The sequence below is a fragment of the Aquirufa salirivi genome, from assembly GCF_045310485.1.
Taxonomy (GTDB): domain Bacteria; phylum Bacteroidota; class Bacteroidia; order Cytophagales; family Spirosomataceae; genus Aquirufa; species Aquirufa salirivi.
Genome location: NZ_JBEWZH010000006.1, coordinates 108119 through 121828, shown reverse-complemented (window position 1 = coordinate 121828; position 13710 = coordinate 108119). Strand labels below are relative to the sequence as shown.

Below are 13710 nucleotides of genomic sequence, written 5' to 3'. Positions count from 1 at the left end.
TCTTAAAGCCCCATCAGCACGTGCAAGTAAGAGCAAAAAAGAGTTTAGGACAACATTTTTTAAAGGATTTAGACGCCGCCCAGCGTATCGTCAATGGACTGAATCCGCAAGGCGCCTATCAAAAGGTATTGGAGATTGGGCCTGGAATGGGTGTTTTGACTCAATATTTAGTCAAAAAGAAAGACTATGAAACCTATCTCATTGAGATTGACCAAGAGTCTGTCGCCTATCTAAGAAAGAATTATTTAGAATTCACCGGACCTCGCTTAATTGATGGGGACTTTTTGAGATACCCACTTGAAAACATCTTTGGGGATGAAAAATTCGCCGTTGTGGGCAATTTCCCCTATTTCATCTCGACCCAAATATTTTTTAGAATCCTAGAATATAAGGATCAATGCGTGGAAGTGGTTGGGATGTTGCAAAAAGAAGTAGCCGAGCGGCTAGCCGCTAAACCCGGAAATAAAGATTATGGCATTCTAAGTGTTTTGCTTCAAGCTTATTTTGATGTGGAATACTTATTTACCCTTGGGCCAGAGGTATTCACTCCACCACCAAAAGTAAATTCTGGTGTTATTCGGGTCGTGAGAAATTGGGACAAAAAATTAGAATGTGATCCCCAAAAATTCAAACAAGTAGTCAAAATGGCCTTCAACCAACGCCGAAAAACATTAAGAAATGCACTAAGAGCCATGCAGTTACCTGATCACCCATTATTAACTAAACGGGCCGAACAATTGAGCGTAGCTGAATTTACGGAACTAACCGAATTGTGGAAAGCCAATGGTTATGTAGGCGCATAGCCGAAATCCAGCAAATATTTCTTAATTTAGATACGAAATTTTCAAACCTCAGCGAAATCCATGGAAGTAGTCAACCCACAACACCTTCCGTTTGAACTCACCAAAGAGTTTTTAGAGGAAATCAAATTACTTATCGCTGAGCAATCCAACGAGGCTATACTAGCCAAAATCGAAGATTTATTTGCAGCGGACATTACCAGTATTTTGGATGAATTAAGTGGAGAAGAAGCCAAATACTTTGTTCTTTTACTCGATACCAAATTAGCCGCTGAAATTATTTCAACCTTGGACTCTGATGACCGTAAAAAGTTTCTGAAAAATTTCAATTCCAAAGAAATTGCCAGTTACATCAATGTCATCGATTCCGATGATGCGGTGGATATATTAAATGAGCAACCCGTACGCGTCCGCGAAGAGGTGATTGCCCTATTAAAAGACCGGGAGCAAGCCCGTTTCATCATTGATTTAATGCATTACGATGAAGATTGTGCCGGTGGTTTAATGCAAAAAGAGTTAATCAAAATCAATGTCAAACAAACGGTTACCGAGTGTGTAGAAGAGATTCGTCGACAAGCCGAAGACGTTGAAAAAGTATATGCCGTTTATGTAGTTGATGACGATGGTTTATTGATGGGAACCGTTTCCCTGAAAAAAATCATTTTGGCCAAAAGAGGTTCCAAAATCCAAGATGTATTTGATGCTGATGGAATCGTTTCGGTACAAACCTATATTTCTGGAGAGGAAGTAGCCGACTTAATGCAAAAATATGACTTAGAAGCTATCCCTGTAGTTAATATCCAAGGACGTTTATTAGGTCGAATTACCATCGATGACATGGTCGATTTCATCACCGAATCCGCGCAAGAAGATATTCAGGTCATGGCCGGTATTTCGGAAGATGTAGAGGAAGATGACTCCATTTGGTTATTAGTTCGTTCTCGTTTACCATGGTTAATCGGAGGTATGGTTGGTAGCTTTTTAGCCGCTAAAATCATTGACCGTTTCGATAGTTCTATTTCCATCATGCCGGCTATTTCGGCCTTTATCCCCTTAATAGGTTCCACGGGAGGCAATGTAGGAATTCAATCTTCTTCGCTTATTGTACAAAGTTTAGCAGATAAAAGTGGTTTGGATACCACACTTTGGAAACGTCTTCAAAAAGTATTGATTGTTGCCTTGATCAATGCGTTAATTGCAGCGGCATTTGCATTTGGATGCTCCATGTTAGTGGATCATGGTGAAATCATGCTCTCAGTAACAGTTTCTATTTCCTTGTTTGCCGTGGTGATGTTAGCCTCGCTGATGGGAACCATTACACCTTTGGTATTAAATAAATTAAACATCAATCCTGCGGTAGCCAGTGGACCATTCATAACGACAACCAATGACATTCTGGGTTATGGGGTATACTTCTTAATCGTCTATTTATTGCTCTAACATGCTGGCGGTCATTCAACGCGTTTCGGAAGCTAAGGTTGAAATTGATGGTCAAATCAATGCTCAAATAAAACAAGGCTTTTTAATTTTAGTAGGGATTCATCAGCATGATACCGAGGCAGATAGTCAATATTTAGCCAATAAAATTAGTGCCCTGCGAATTTTTTCAGATTCCGATGGCAAAATGAATTTAGACATCAAAGCCATCCATGGCCAAATCATTTTGGTGAGTCAATTCACGCTACATGCCCAAACAAAAAAGGGAAATAGACCAAGTTTTATCGAAGCGGCAAGACCCGAACAAGCCATTCCTTTGTACCATCACCTCATAGAACAATTAGAAAACAAGCTTGGATCCCCTATACAAACAGGCAAATTTGGAGCCGACATGCAAGTTAGTCTGATCAATGACGGCCCAGTAACCATCATCATAGATTCTCAACACCCAAACTAATGACGATACAAGAAGCACAAGAACAAGTTGACCAATGGATTAAAACCGTAGGTGTCCGTTATTTCAATGAACTGACTAACATGGCTATGCTAACGGAAGAAGTGGGAGAAGTGGCGCGCATTATCGCCAGAAGGTATGGAGAACAATCAGAAAAGGAGTCCGACAAACAAAAAGATTTGGGGGATGAAATGGCCGATGTTTTGTTTGTTCTAATTTGTTTAGCTAACCAAACGGGCATTGATTTAGAAAAAGCACTCGAGCAAAATTTAGCTAAAAAAACGATCAGAGACCAAGATCGGCATCACAATAATCCGAAACTAAAAGCATGAAAATTGTAATTTTAGATGGCTTAGCCTTATTTCAACAAGATATTTCAAGAACTTCATTGAGTGCTTATGGAGTAGTGGATTTCTATGAAAAAACCCATGAAGATGATATTAGCTTACGAGACCCTAGCGCAACCGTACTAGTAACTAACAAATGCTTGGTCAATGAAAAAGCATTGTCCCATTTTACTCAATTGAAATTAGTCCTCGTAGCCGCCACGGGTTATAATTCAGTCGACATTCAAGCTTGCAAAGACAGAGGTATTCAAGTATCCAATGTTCCTGCCTATGGCACCTATTCGGTGGCTCAGCATACCTTGGCCCTCTTATTGGCTTGGTGTAATCGAGTGGAACTACACAATCAATCCGTACAGGCTGGAGAATGGAGTAAAAATGATTGGTCATATTCATTGAGTCCTTTGACCGAACTAGCTGACAAAAAACTAGGGATTATCGGTATGGGGAACATTGGACAATGTTTTGCCAACATGGCCGAAAGCCTGGGAATGCAGGTATATTATCACCATACACGTGATTTACACCTTAAAAACAAGATCTATTTATCCAAAAAGGAATTAGCTCAAACCTGTGATGTAATCAGTTTACATTGCCCATTAAACCCACAAACGGATCAGCTCATCAATGCTGAATTTTTAGCTTGGATGCCACCGCATGCGATATTAATCAATAGCTCCCGGGGTGGATTGGTCGATTCTTTGGCATTGGCCAAAGCCTTACAAGAAAAACAAATTGCCGCGGCTTTATTGGATGTATTAGATCAAGAACCACCCAATAGCCATCATCCCTTATTGGGTATTAGAAATGCTTATATCACGCCACATAATGCCTGGTTAAGCTTTGAGGCAAGAACACGCGTTATTCAAAGCCTCATCACTACGTTAGCTGGATTTTTAGCAGGAAAAGCAATCAATCAGGTCAATTAATGCTTTTTCTTTATCTTGGGCATCTGAGATTTGGTAATATGTTTACCCATGGATTGACCTTCTGATTTGGAAGGTACATAAGGTTTCACAAGGGCTAATTGATCTACACTGGGATTTAGTTTTTGAATCAATGGATGGCGAATATCAAACTCTGCTTCTCCAGATATTTGACCGTACTCCATATCGGAAAGTCCTTCATGTTGGTTATCAGCATTACTAAACTGAACCACATGCGTCAAATTATCCCCTCCTAGTTTTCCTCCTTCCCAACTAACCACCATGCCTCCATTAACCCAATCGAAACCCGATATAGTAAAATTCTTTTGATTCAATTTCTCCACATCAAGTACTTTTAAACCCAAGTATAAACCCGAATTTGTTTTCCACAATGACTGCTTTCCTAACACGGAAACATCCAATATTTGCCCTTGATGATACATGATATAGACTTGCTTGTTGGTGTTAGGATACAGAATCGAACCTCGTAAAGTATCTTCATTCAAAATCCAAGTAGTATCTGCCACGAGGGATTCTTTTCCATACTGAGCTTGCAAACCCGCCAGATCTTTACAAGCCAGCACATCATTTAAGATCAAATTAGGAACTAGCACTTCCTCATTTTCAGATTGGGAAGATTGACATGAAAATACGGCTAGTAGAACAAGGGAGTATAAGTAATTTTTCATACAAATTAGGGATGTTCGAACTAAATTAGACAAATCTACTCGAGGAAACAATGACTTAGGTCAGTCTGTAGAGAATCTAACAGCATCGCTAAAATAGAATTTGATCCAAAACCAACACTCCTATTAGTCCAGTGATGGAGACTAAAGTATCCATCATGGTCCAGGATCGTATGGTATCCTTAAAATTCAAGGAAAAATATTCTCTGAATAACCAAAATCCTGTATCATTCACATGTGAAAACATCATACTCCCTGCACCTAGAGCTAATACCATGAGGTTGGGGTCCGCAGTAGAATTCACTAAAATCACTTTCATAAAACCTGCAGCAGTGATACCCGCCACCGTAGAAGAACCAACACAAACGCGAATGATAGCAGCCATAGTCCAACCTAATGCATAGACATTCCAGGTAGAAGAACCTAAACTATCTGCTACAGCCTGACTGACCCCAGCTACAACTAAAACCTGTTTCAATGCCCCAGCACCCCCAAAAATCAACAATATCCCTGCGATATCTTTAATGGAAATGATGGAAGTACTCAATAAAGTATCTGAACTAAATCCGATACGTTTTAATAAAATACCAGCCAACAAAACAGACAGAAATAAGGAAAATACAGGATTAGATAAATACGTCGCTATGGAAGGAAAAGCATTGGAACCAAAAGAGCCAAGTGCTAATAAAATGATAGGAAATAAAACCATCAAGAAACTGGAAATCGTAGATAACTGAGGACCAGCGGTTTCATTTTCTACAAATACAAATGCCTGATTAGCCGGTGTTGTCATATTTTTAGTAGTCATTCCAAACCACAAACCTGATACTAAAATGGCCGGAATGGCTATAGTCACACCATACAACATCGTTTTGGACAAGTCGGCACCAAACTCCTGCATAATCGCCAAGGGTGCTGGATGCGGAGGTAGATAGCCCTGGGTAACCGTTAATGAGGCCAGCATGGGCAATGCCAAAAAAGTAGCAGGTTGTTTTAATTTAGCTGCAGCTGTAATCACCAGTGGCGCCAACAACATAAAGGCTACTGAATAAAAAAGAGGAAGACCCACCAAAAAACCAGCCAACATAAAAGCAATCCGGGCGTATCGAGTACCTGAAAGCTTCAATAAGACTTCGGTCATTTTTTGCGCAGCACCACTGATCCCGACCCACTTCCCCAAAATAGATCCAAAAGCAAGTATTCCTGCAATGGAACCTAAAGTACTACCCATCCCCTCTTGGATAGCTTTAAATATAAATTCCGGACTTAATTGAAAGGCGACACCAGCTAAGATACTAACCCCCATAAAAGCTACAAATGGAGGTAATTTTAGCCAAGTCATAGCTAAAACCAAAAAAACGATTGCTCCTAATGTAATCAGAAATAGCATAGGCTATTTATTTTCTTGTAGGGCAACTAATTGCTGCCAAACTTCATCATATCCTAATCCGTCTGCCTTACCCTCTGGATTAAACATTACTTTTGTTTGCTTACTTTCCTGATAAAAACCTGAATAAGACATATATTTTTTAAAGTAAGTAAATTCTCCACAAATCACCAATCCAGGCACTTTAAATGCATTCGCCATATGGGTAGGGCCAGAATCTAATCCGATGAAGAAGGATGCCCCTCGTATGATTTTCATAGTATCCATCAAATTACATTGACCCACCAAAGAGGTGAATTGAGGGTGTTCCAATTTCAATGGATGCTTCATACCTATTTCCACCACATGAACTCCCCATGTCGATATAGCATTCAAAATGAGTCGATGCCAATGCTCATCCTTCCAATCTCGTAACCCGGCATTGGATTTACAATGAACCAGCCAATATGATGTGGGTAAGTCAATTTGTAATGGCTGATCATCTACATACAAATGAGGTTGGCCTTTCATCATACCTAAATCGGCTAATTGGGATGATATTTCCAATAAATTAAACTGGTGGTAATAATTATTCAATCGAATTCCCAAATCGTCAGCTTTCTTATTTTGTAAAGAAATCTGAAATACTGGATCTTTTCTAAAATCACTTAATTGTAAAAAATAAAAATGCGAAAATGGATTCCATGACAAAAGACACCGAGCGACCAACAAAGAATATTCATCCAACAATTCTGTCACCAAGGGGTGCTGAGAAAACAAAGGGAAGTAGCGCTTTTCGGTAATCCAATAAATAGCTACATCGCCATATTTCTGTTGCAAGGCTCCTAAAATAGGTTCGGAGGCTACTATATCTCCTAGATCCCCATCCATGAGAATACCAATATGCACTTTAGTAGGTTGAAAAATACGTTTGAAAAGAATACGGCAACTGAGGCTTAAAAAATACGCCAATGAACCTATCGCATAGGTCACTTGATGAAACATGATTTATAAAATTTAAATAGGTTTAAAAGAACTGGAAATTTCTTCCAGATCTGTATAGGTTTTCAAAAATAAAACTAAAAAATCATAACCTAGCATATCTACTCAAATATGGCTCAAATTCCTTCGAGTCTATTCTTTAAATTTTGCCTAAATTTGAAGATTAATTTATCCTATGCCCAAAGCACTTTCTTATATTTCAGCCATAGTCATCTTTACTTTGATTGGAATATTTGTATGCTACATACAATATTTTAGCTTTGATTTCCCCTTTCAAGATGATGTAACATTACTGGAATTTATTAATACCACTAAAAATACTCCTTGGAATTGGTCCCAATTTTTTTCTTCCCTTTTTCGTGTAGATAATGATCATGCCATTGTCATTCCAAGAATTATTACTTGGATTGACTATCTGATATTTGGCCAAGTTAATTTTCAACATTTGATATGGCTCAATTTATGCGAGTTACTTATCATCCTGTATTTACTATTTCGATTGTTTAAAAGACAACAAATCCATTTGGTCTATTTTATTCCTGTGGCTTTCATGTGGTTACAACCACAATACCACGAAGTTTCCAATTGGGCCATTACTGGGCTGCAACATGGTCATGTTACGTTATTTTTACTTATTAGTCTTTATTTAATTACTGAAGACAAAGCTTATGCCTTAGTTTGGGCCATTGTACTGGCTTACTTTGCTTCCTTTACTTTTGGAAATGGCTTTATTGTCTTTATCGCTCTTGCCTATGTCTATTTGTTACAAAGAAATTGGAAAAATGCCCTCATTGTAGGCATTTGCCTTTTACTATTCTTTGTATGCTATTTACAAATATATCACATGGGACAAGCCGCTATATTCCATTGGAATATCAAGCATATCCTTTTATCATTTTTTGGATTCATTGGGGCAAGTGCTGTAGAATTCCCTAAAATAGGACTCACTCTCTCCTGGTTCATAGGCTTAACCGTGGTCTGTTTATTTACCTATTATAGTATAGACCACGGTAAATTCAATTTAAAAAATAAAGACCAAGGGACGTATTTAGGAATCTTAACCTTTATTCTATTTTCAGCGGGTTTAATTGCTTTAGTTCGTTCCGCAGAACAATATACGATATACAGCCGTTTTCAATTATATGCTGCTTTATCGATCATTATTGTGTATTTACATGTGCTGCTGCATAGCCCTAAACGCTACCACAAGTTCCTATTAGCAGGAATGCTATGTTATAGTATTCCATTTTATTTTCTTTCTTTTTTCAACCATAGTATAGCTCAACAATACCAAAAAATGAGTTTCGTGGCAGACAGAATCAACTGGAAAAACAATCAAAGCATCCAATCAGTCAGTTCAGGGTTTTTCATAAATGCCAGACCAATACTTCAAGAAGCAGAAAATAATGGTATCTATACCTTAAACTATCCTTGGGACAATCCTTTTCAAGGGTCAAATGCTATTCCACCACAACCAGGTTCCATGTCATTACAAGCTAGAGAAAACATAAAAATCATGCATCAAAAGCATGCTACCTGGATCAATCATTATTATTGGTTAGAATTTCAACATTTTCCATTTAGTACAGCATTCACAAAGCCATGGTTTATGATTCTTAAGCCTATAGATAAAATGAAAAATTGCTACATCCTTCCGATTCAATTTGCTTTAAATGGCAAAAAGAACTTCCTGAACATGGAAAACTATCGCGCAAACCACGGATCAATAAAAATCAACCACGAATCACTCAAAACAGGGAATTACAACCTCTATCTATGGAATTTAGATAGTCAAGGATCCACGGCGAGAAATCATTTATATGTACTAAAGCAAATGATTCAAGTTGACTCGAGTTTGCATACACTGCAACTAAAATAATCCACATCTTATAAGGCACAAAAAAAATCCAAGATTCATTGAATCTTGGATTTACATTACTCCGTGTTCTAAATTATATCAATTTTGGGGTTATAAGAAAACTCTTACAGAAACAACACTGACCGTCTAAAGAGAATTTTCATTTTTATAACACTTCAAAGGTACGTGATTTATTTACAATCACAAACAGTTCATTCATAGTATATGTAAAGAAAAATTAACTACAAAATTATCTTTACTAATTTTAAAAAGAGAACAAATCATTCGTTAAAATTTTAATTCAAATTTAAACAAGAGAACATTAGTTCGTGTACTTAGCAAAGTACTGACCAGGGGAAACGCCCTTAAGCTTCTTAACGGCTGCATTGAAGCTTTGTCGCGTACCAAAGCCCGATTCTGTGGCTATAACCTCGATTTTATAGGATTTCCAGCGAGGATTATCACGGCATTGTTCCTCTGCATATTGAATTCTCCACGAATTCACATAGTCTGTAAAGGAAAAGTTAAGCTCTTCTTGCAAGGATATACGTATCAATCTTGGTTTAATTTTCAAACTCAGGGCTACTAAATTCAGGGAGACGTTGGATTTTAAAAAAATAAATTCTGATTCAAAATATCGGTCCATTTTTTCTAAAATTGATTTATTCTTTACATTAATTCTTGACTTTTCATATTCAAAGTCCTTCAGATTCTCTGAATTTTCTTGAATTTCTCTGAAAGAATGTTGAAAAATTAGGCCTTTTAAATAAGGACCATCCAATAATCGTGGATTTAGAAAAAGAAATAATGCCATGATGGCGAATTCACCAGCATAGAGAAAATCCCGAGCCAGCATTTGTACTTGATCTGGATAAATGATACTAAAGGTAATATGACAAGCTAATGCAATGATTTTTAGAAAGAGATCCCCCGTTAACCAAAAAACAATGAGGCGATTTTTTAACAAGAAGGACTTGGATACTGACTGATAATATTTGAATAATTCATATGATGTCCAAGTCATATATAAAATGTATGATAAACTCTTAAAATACAGATGGTATTTCATCGAGATCAGTCCAAAATTAGATTGTTGGGTATTGTAGGTGTTTTCTTTGATTACTTGATTGATTTCAGCTATTTTGATGGTTTCTGAACTGAAATAAAATGGTAAAAACTCAAGAAAATGAAAGGCAAATGGTAAAAAGTGTAAAAAATAGCTATTCTTGAATTTTCTTTCTGGATACAACAAAAAATGCTGAAAGAGATAAGATAAAGGCCCAATTAAATAAAACAAAGGAGAAATAACTCTAAAATAATGCGGATGCTCAAATATAATAGGCAGTTGAATGTAATAACTACAATAGAGCTGAATACCTAATTGTAAAAACTGCAGCCCAAGTAGGCGAGTTGCCAATAAGCCCTTCTTTAACAATAGGCTGGCACCAAAAGCAAAAAATAAGAATCCTAAAAAATACAGATAATAGTTTATGGTAATTTTTTCCATAAAAGAGATAGTCCCCAGGATGATGTGCTCCTAAGGTTTAAGGTTGATTAAGATTAGAGTTTAATTGAATAAGGAACAAAATGGCAAATTATACTTGGTAAAAAGAAAAAGCAGCCTAAAATTTAGGCTGCTTTTTAGGAAAATAATCATTAATCTTCCAAAGGGTGTTCAGAAAGGAGCTTATCCACTTGATAAAAATCCTTTTTACTCAAAATATTGGCTCTTACTTCCTTGACCTTTTGTGGACTAACGACAGAACCTTTATTTCCAAATGCATTACGGATATAAGTTAGCACATCGGCTACTTCTTTATCATTCATAAGACCACCAAACGGTGTCATAGGTACTTGACCTGAATATTTAACTCCATTAACTGACATAGGTCCCATTAATCCCTTCAAAACCAATTTAATCAATCGATCTTGATTTCCTGTTACCCATTTAGAACCCGATAAAGGAGGAAATCCAGATGCTGTAAGTCCTTTTCCATCCAATTGATGGCAAGTTCCACAATATCCTTCCTTAGCAAATAAGGCACCACCAGCCGTATAAGATTCCAAATCCGCACCCTTTAAATTCCTGGCACCATAGACTTCTTTTTTACGCTCTACACCTTTTCCACTCAAATGAGCCAATGCCGTCTCATAAGTATGTATCATCCAATCATCCAAAGGCTTCGTTTTTGCCAAAGCTAAAATGGGCAAACCTTTCGCAGGACCAATCCAAGAAGCAGCAACGATGGCTTCTAATCGAACTCGACCATGCTTATCTTGAGCAGCCTGACTTAATAAAGCTGCTTGATTAGCTAATTGATGACCATTATAACGAACCGCTCTCACAGCCGCAGCGCGAACATGATAATCTTTAGCTTGTAACAATTGGGACAACAAGACTTGATCAATTTTATTCATCCCCCAAGTAAGCCAAAGCGCCTCCAAGGCATGATGCTCATAGGTTGGATCTTTTTTGTCCAATTTTGCTACCCAAGCTTTGGTTTTTGCAATCACCTCAGCCACATTTCTACCTCTCAATTCTCGACGAGTTCTGTATCTAGTTCGGTATTCTGGTAACTTCAAGTTTTCCAATAATTCATCAATAGAAGCTCCAAAGACCTTGGCTGGTTTAAGCAATGGACGAGATGGGTAGGTAATTCGATAAATACGGCCATGGGTATGATCTCTCAAAGGATCGCGTGCATTGTGTTGCATATGACCAATAAGGATATTATGCCAATCAATGAAATACAATGACCCATCTGGAGCAAATTCCATATCCACCGGTCTAAAATTACGGTCTTCACTTTTAACCAAATCTACCCGATGTTTGGACTTATATCCTGTACCATCATCCCAGATTTGATGTTGCTTCATACCTAAAAATCCAATAGTATTATTAATCAACATATCTCCTTGCACGTCATCTGGAAAATGCCTGCTAGAAATAAATTCCAAACCTGAAGTAGGTCTAACTCGGTGTGCCTCCTCAATCAAATTATATGATTTATGGTTGGCTTCACCGTATCGGCTTAAAACACTTCCCGGCATCATCCAACGAACATCTGGACCAGATGTCTCAGCAAAGAAATTCTGTCCCCAGCGGTCAAAAGCTATACCCCACGGATTTGGAATCGACAATTGAGCTACTCTTTCTAAATGCCGACGCGTAGGATTAAAACGGTAGAAACCTCCATTGGTTCCTCGAACGGTTCCATAAGGTGTTTCTACATTGGTATGTAAGAATACTCCCTCACCCATGTAAATTGCACCTGACTCATCTGATACAAAGGCGTGGATTTCATGATGAGAATCATGGTCATCAAAACCACTGTATATCACTTCCTTACTATCTGCCTTATCATCACCATTGGTATCTTTCAATAGGACCAAATTAGTTCCTTGACTCACAAAAACTCCTTCTTGCGTGATTTCAAAACCTACAGGCAATTGTAAATGGTCAGCAAATACAATTTCACGATCTGCTTTCCCATCTCCATTGGTATCCTCATAAATCAATAATTTATCATTCGGCTTTGGATCACCAGGCTTATAATGGGGATAAGTAGGCATAGACGCCACCCAAAGTCGGCCTTTATTATCAAATGTCATTTGAGAAGGCTTAGCCAAATTTGGAAACTGCTCTTCAGAAGCAAATAATTCCAATTTATATCCTGCTGGAACTTGAATCGATTTCAAAGCCTCCTCACCATATAAATAGCGTAAACTTCCGTTTTTATCTGGATTGTAATTGGTAGTAACGACAGGTAAAGTTCTAGTTTTTTTGTCTTCTGCCTCAACATCCAAGATCTTACCTTCACGAGCTGCCAACCAAATTGCCTGTTGACGTACTTGCGTCATCTGACGTATCTTTTCAATTTCCGCTGGATAATTATCAGGTCCAAATGGATTGTAACGTCTACCATATACGTGTACTCCATTGGGAATCTTAAAATCATTATGCCACATCCAGTTTTTTTCATCCACGGCCGCCTGAACTAAAGCTCTACGAGATGCTATTTCAGTTGATTTTTTTCCGAACAATTGATCTGTTAGAAATAAAGACAATCGTTGGTATCCAGCATTATTCAGCTGTAGACCGTCGATGGTTAAAGGTTCTGGACTTTCCTCATACCATTTTTGAGATACTTCAAAAACATCGAGAAACAATACATTATTTTGATCTGCCACTTCTTTCATGGCTTTGGTATACATAGCCAAGCGCTCATTTTCCATTTTACCATTAGGCAAATCTCTTAATGAACTAATGTCCTCAAAAGCGATAGGGGAAACCAACGCTAATTGAGGCGTTTTTGAGCCATTGTACTTTTGATTTTGGGTATGCTTGATGAATGCGGTCAATTCCGCTTTATAATTATCTAATCTGGCAGCGCCTTCCGTCGATTCAGGATACCCAAAAAAAGCTACTATAATATCTGTTTTTAGTCGGCTTAACCAGACGTCATGTTTTTCTAAATGGCCTTCACTGCCTGAATTTTTGGCAAACTCCAATTGAAATTTTTCTGCTCCAGGGAAAGCCCAAGGATCATTTCGAGAAGAATGAGGTCTAAATCCGGGAGTATCTCCTCCATCGCAAAGGTTTCTGACTGTCAGTAAGCTATCAGGATATCTCAAATGTAATTCTGTTTCAAAATGATCGAAATTGATCATTCTCGAACCCAAGTTATTTCCAATCAAAGAAATATGGCTGTTCTTTTTGATGGATAAATAGGGAGAAGTGGATGGCTGAAAGGAGCTAAATGCAATAATAGCTAATACAATACCTACTATCCCGAATTTTATTTTAAAGGACATAATCTGATTATTTTTGTTCTTT

General features: G+C 37.7%; 11 protein-coding genes. 6 read left to right on the top strand and 5 right to left on the bottom strand.

What is annotated here, in order from left to right; translation table 11 throughout:
- Positions 1–20: 20 nt before the first annotated feature.
- Genes rsmA through U0R11_RS09470 form a run of 5 tightly spaced genes read left to right on the top strand, consistent with a single transcriptional unit; the run spans position 21 to position 3964 of the window.
- Positions 21–803, top strand: coding sequence for a 16S rRNA (adenine(1518)-N(6)/adenine(1519)-N(6))-dimethyltransferase RsmA (rsmA, locus tag U0R11_RS09490; RefSeq protein ID WP_406751463.1), 783 nt, complete (start codon positions 21–23; stop codon positions 801–803).
- Between the two features lie 60 nt (positions 804–863).
- Complete coding sequence (mgtE, locus tag U0R11_RS09485; protein ID WP_406751462.1) at positions 864–2240, top strand: magnesium transporter; 1377 nt, start codon at positions 864–866, stop codon at positions 2238–2240.
- A gap of 1 nt (position 2241) precedes the next feature.
- Positions 2242–2694, top strand: a complete 453-nt coding sequence (dtd, locus tag U0R11_RS09480; RefSeq protein WP_406751461.1) for a D-aminoacyl-tRNA deacylase — start codon at positions 2242–2244, stop codon at positions 2692–2694.
- Positions 2694–3023, top strand: coding sequence for a nucleotide pyrophosphohydrolase (locus U0R11_RS09475; protein ID WP_406751460.1), 330 nt, complete (start codon positions 2694–2696; stop codon positions 3021–3023). The genes dtd and U0R11_RS09475 overlap by 1 nt, the downstream gene beginning before the upstream one ends.
- Positions 3020–3964 (top strand): NAD(P)-dependent oxidoreductase, encoded by a 945-nt coding sequence (locus tag U0R11_RS09470; RefSeq protein WP_406751459.1) that lies wholly within the window; start codon positions 3020–3022, stop codon positions 3962–3964. Before U0R11_RS09475 ends, U0R11_RS09470 begins: the two co-directional genes overlap by 4 nt.
- On the opposite strand, the gene U0R11_RS09465 is transcribed toward U0R11_RS09470, so the two are convergent.
- From U0R11_RS09465 to U0R11_RS09455, 3 genes are all read right to left on the bottom strand, one after another.
- Positions 3961–4650 carry a hypothetical protein gene (locus U0R11_RS09465; RefSeq protein WP_406751458.1) on the bottom strand — a complete coding sequence of 230 codons (690 nt, stop codon included), beginning with the start codon at positions 4648–4650 and terminating at the stop codon, positions 3961–3963. The genes U0R11_RS09470 and U0R11_RS09465 overlap by 4 nt on opposite strands.
- 88 nt (positions 4651–4738) lie before the next feature.
- Positions 4739–6037: a GntP family permease gene (locus tag U0R11_RS09460; protein ID WP_406751457.1), complete on the bottom strand. Its 1299-nt coding sequence runs from the start codon at positions 6035–6037 to the stop codon at positions 4739–4741.
- Positions 6038–6040: 3 nt separating this feature from the next.
- Complete coding sequence (locus tag U0R11_RS09455; RefSeq protein WP_406751456.1) at positions 6041–7018, bottom strand: glycosyltransferase family 9 protein; 978 nt, start codon at positions 7016–7018, stop codon at positions 6041–6043.
- Positions 7019–7190: 172 nt separating this feature from the next.
- On the opposite strand from U0R11_RS09455, the gene U0R11_RS09450 reads away from it, so the two are divergent.
- The gene (locus tag U0R11_RS09450; protein ID WP_406751455.1) at positions 7191–8894 is read left to right on the top strand and encodes a hypothetical protein; all 1704 of its coding nucleotides are present in this window, start codon (positions 7191–7193) and stop codon (positions 8892–8894) included.
- 301 nt (positions 8895–9195) lie between these two features.
- Here U0R11_RS09450 and U0R11_RS09445 read toward each other — a convergent pair whose 3' ends face one another.
- Together U0R11_RS09445 and U0R11_RS09440 are read right to left on the bottom strand one after the other, a co-directional pair.
- On the bottom strand, positions 9196–10380 hold the full coding sequence (locus U0R11_RS09445; RefSeq protein WP_406751454.1) for a helix-turn-helix transcriptional regulator: 1185 nt from the start codon (positions 10378–10380) through the stop codon (positions 9196–9198).
- 149 nt (positions 10381–10529) lie between these two features.
- Positions 10530–13688 (bottom strand): PVC-type heme-binding CxxCH protein, encoded by a 3159-nt coding sequence (locus U0R11_RS09440; protein WP_406751453.1) that lies wholly within the window; start codon positions 13686–13688, stop codon positions 10530–10532.
- Between the last annotated feature and the right edge of the window lie 22 nt (positions 13689–13710).

Excerpts from the sequence above, each read along its gene's own strand:
- mgtE (WP_406751462.1), top strand. The coding sequence starts at position 864 with ATGGAAGTAGTCAACCCACAACACCTTCCGTTTGAACTCACCAAAGAG.
- dtd (WP_406751461.1), top strand. The coding sequence starts at position 2,242 with ATGCTGGCGGTCATTCAACGCGTTTCGGAAGCTAAGGTTGAAATTGAT.
- U0R11_RS09475 (WP_406751460.1), top strand. The coding sequence starts at position 2,694 with ATGACGATACAAGAAGCACAAGAACAAGTTGACCAATGGATTAAAACC.
- U0R11_RS09470 (WP_406751459.1), top strand. The coding sequence starts at position 3,020 with ATGAAAATTGTAATTTTAGATGGCTTAGCCTTATTTCAACAAGATATT.
- U0R11_RS09465 (WP_406751458.1), bottom strand. The coding sequence starts at position 4,650 with ATGAAAAATTACTTATACTCCCTTGTTCTACTAGCCGTATTTTCATGT.
- U0R11_RS09460 (WP_406751457.1), bottom strand. The coding sequence starts at position 6,037 with ATGCTATTTCTGATTACATTAGGAGCAATCGTTTTTTTGGTTTTAGCT.
- U0R11_RS09455 (WP_406751456.1), bottom strand. The coding sequence starts at position 7,018 with ATGTTTCATCAAGTGACCTATGCGATAGGTTCATTGGCGTATTTTTTA.
- U0R11_RS09450 (WP_406751455.1), top strand. The coding sequence starts at position 7,191 with ATGCCCAAAGCACTTTCTTATATTTCAGCCATAGTCATCTTTACTTTG.
- U0R11_RS09445 (WP_406751454.1), bottom strand. The coding sequence starts at position 10,380 with ATGGAAAAAATTACCATAAACTATTATCTGTATTTTTTAGGATTCTTA.
- U0R11_RS09440 (WP_406751453.1), bottom strand. The coding sequence starts at position 13,688 with ATGTCCTTTAAAATAAAATTCGGGATAGTAGGTATTGTATTAGCTATT.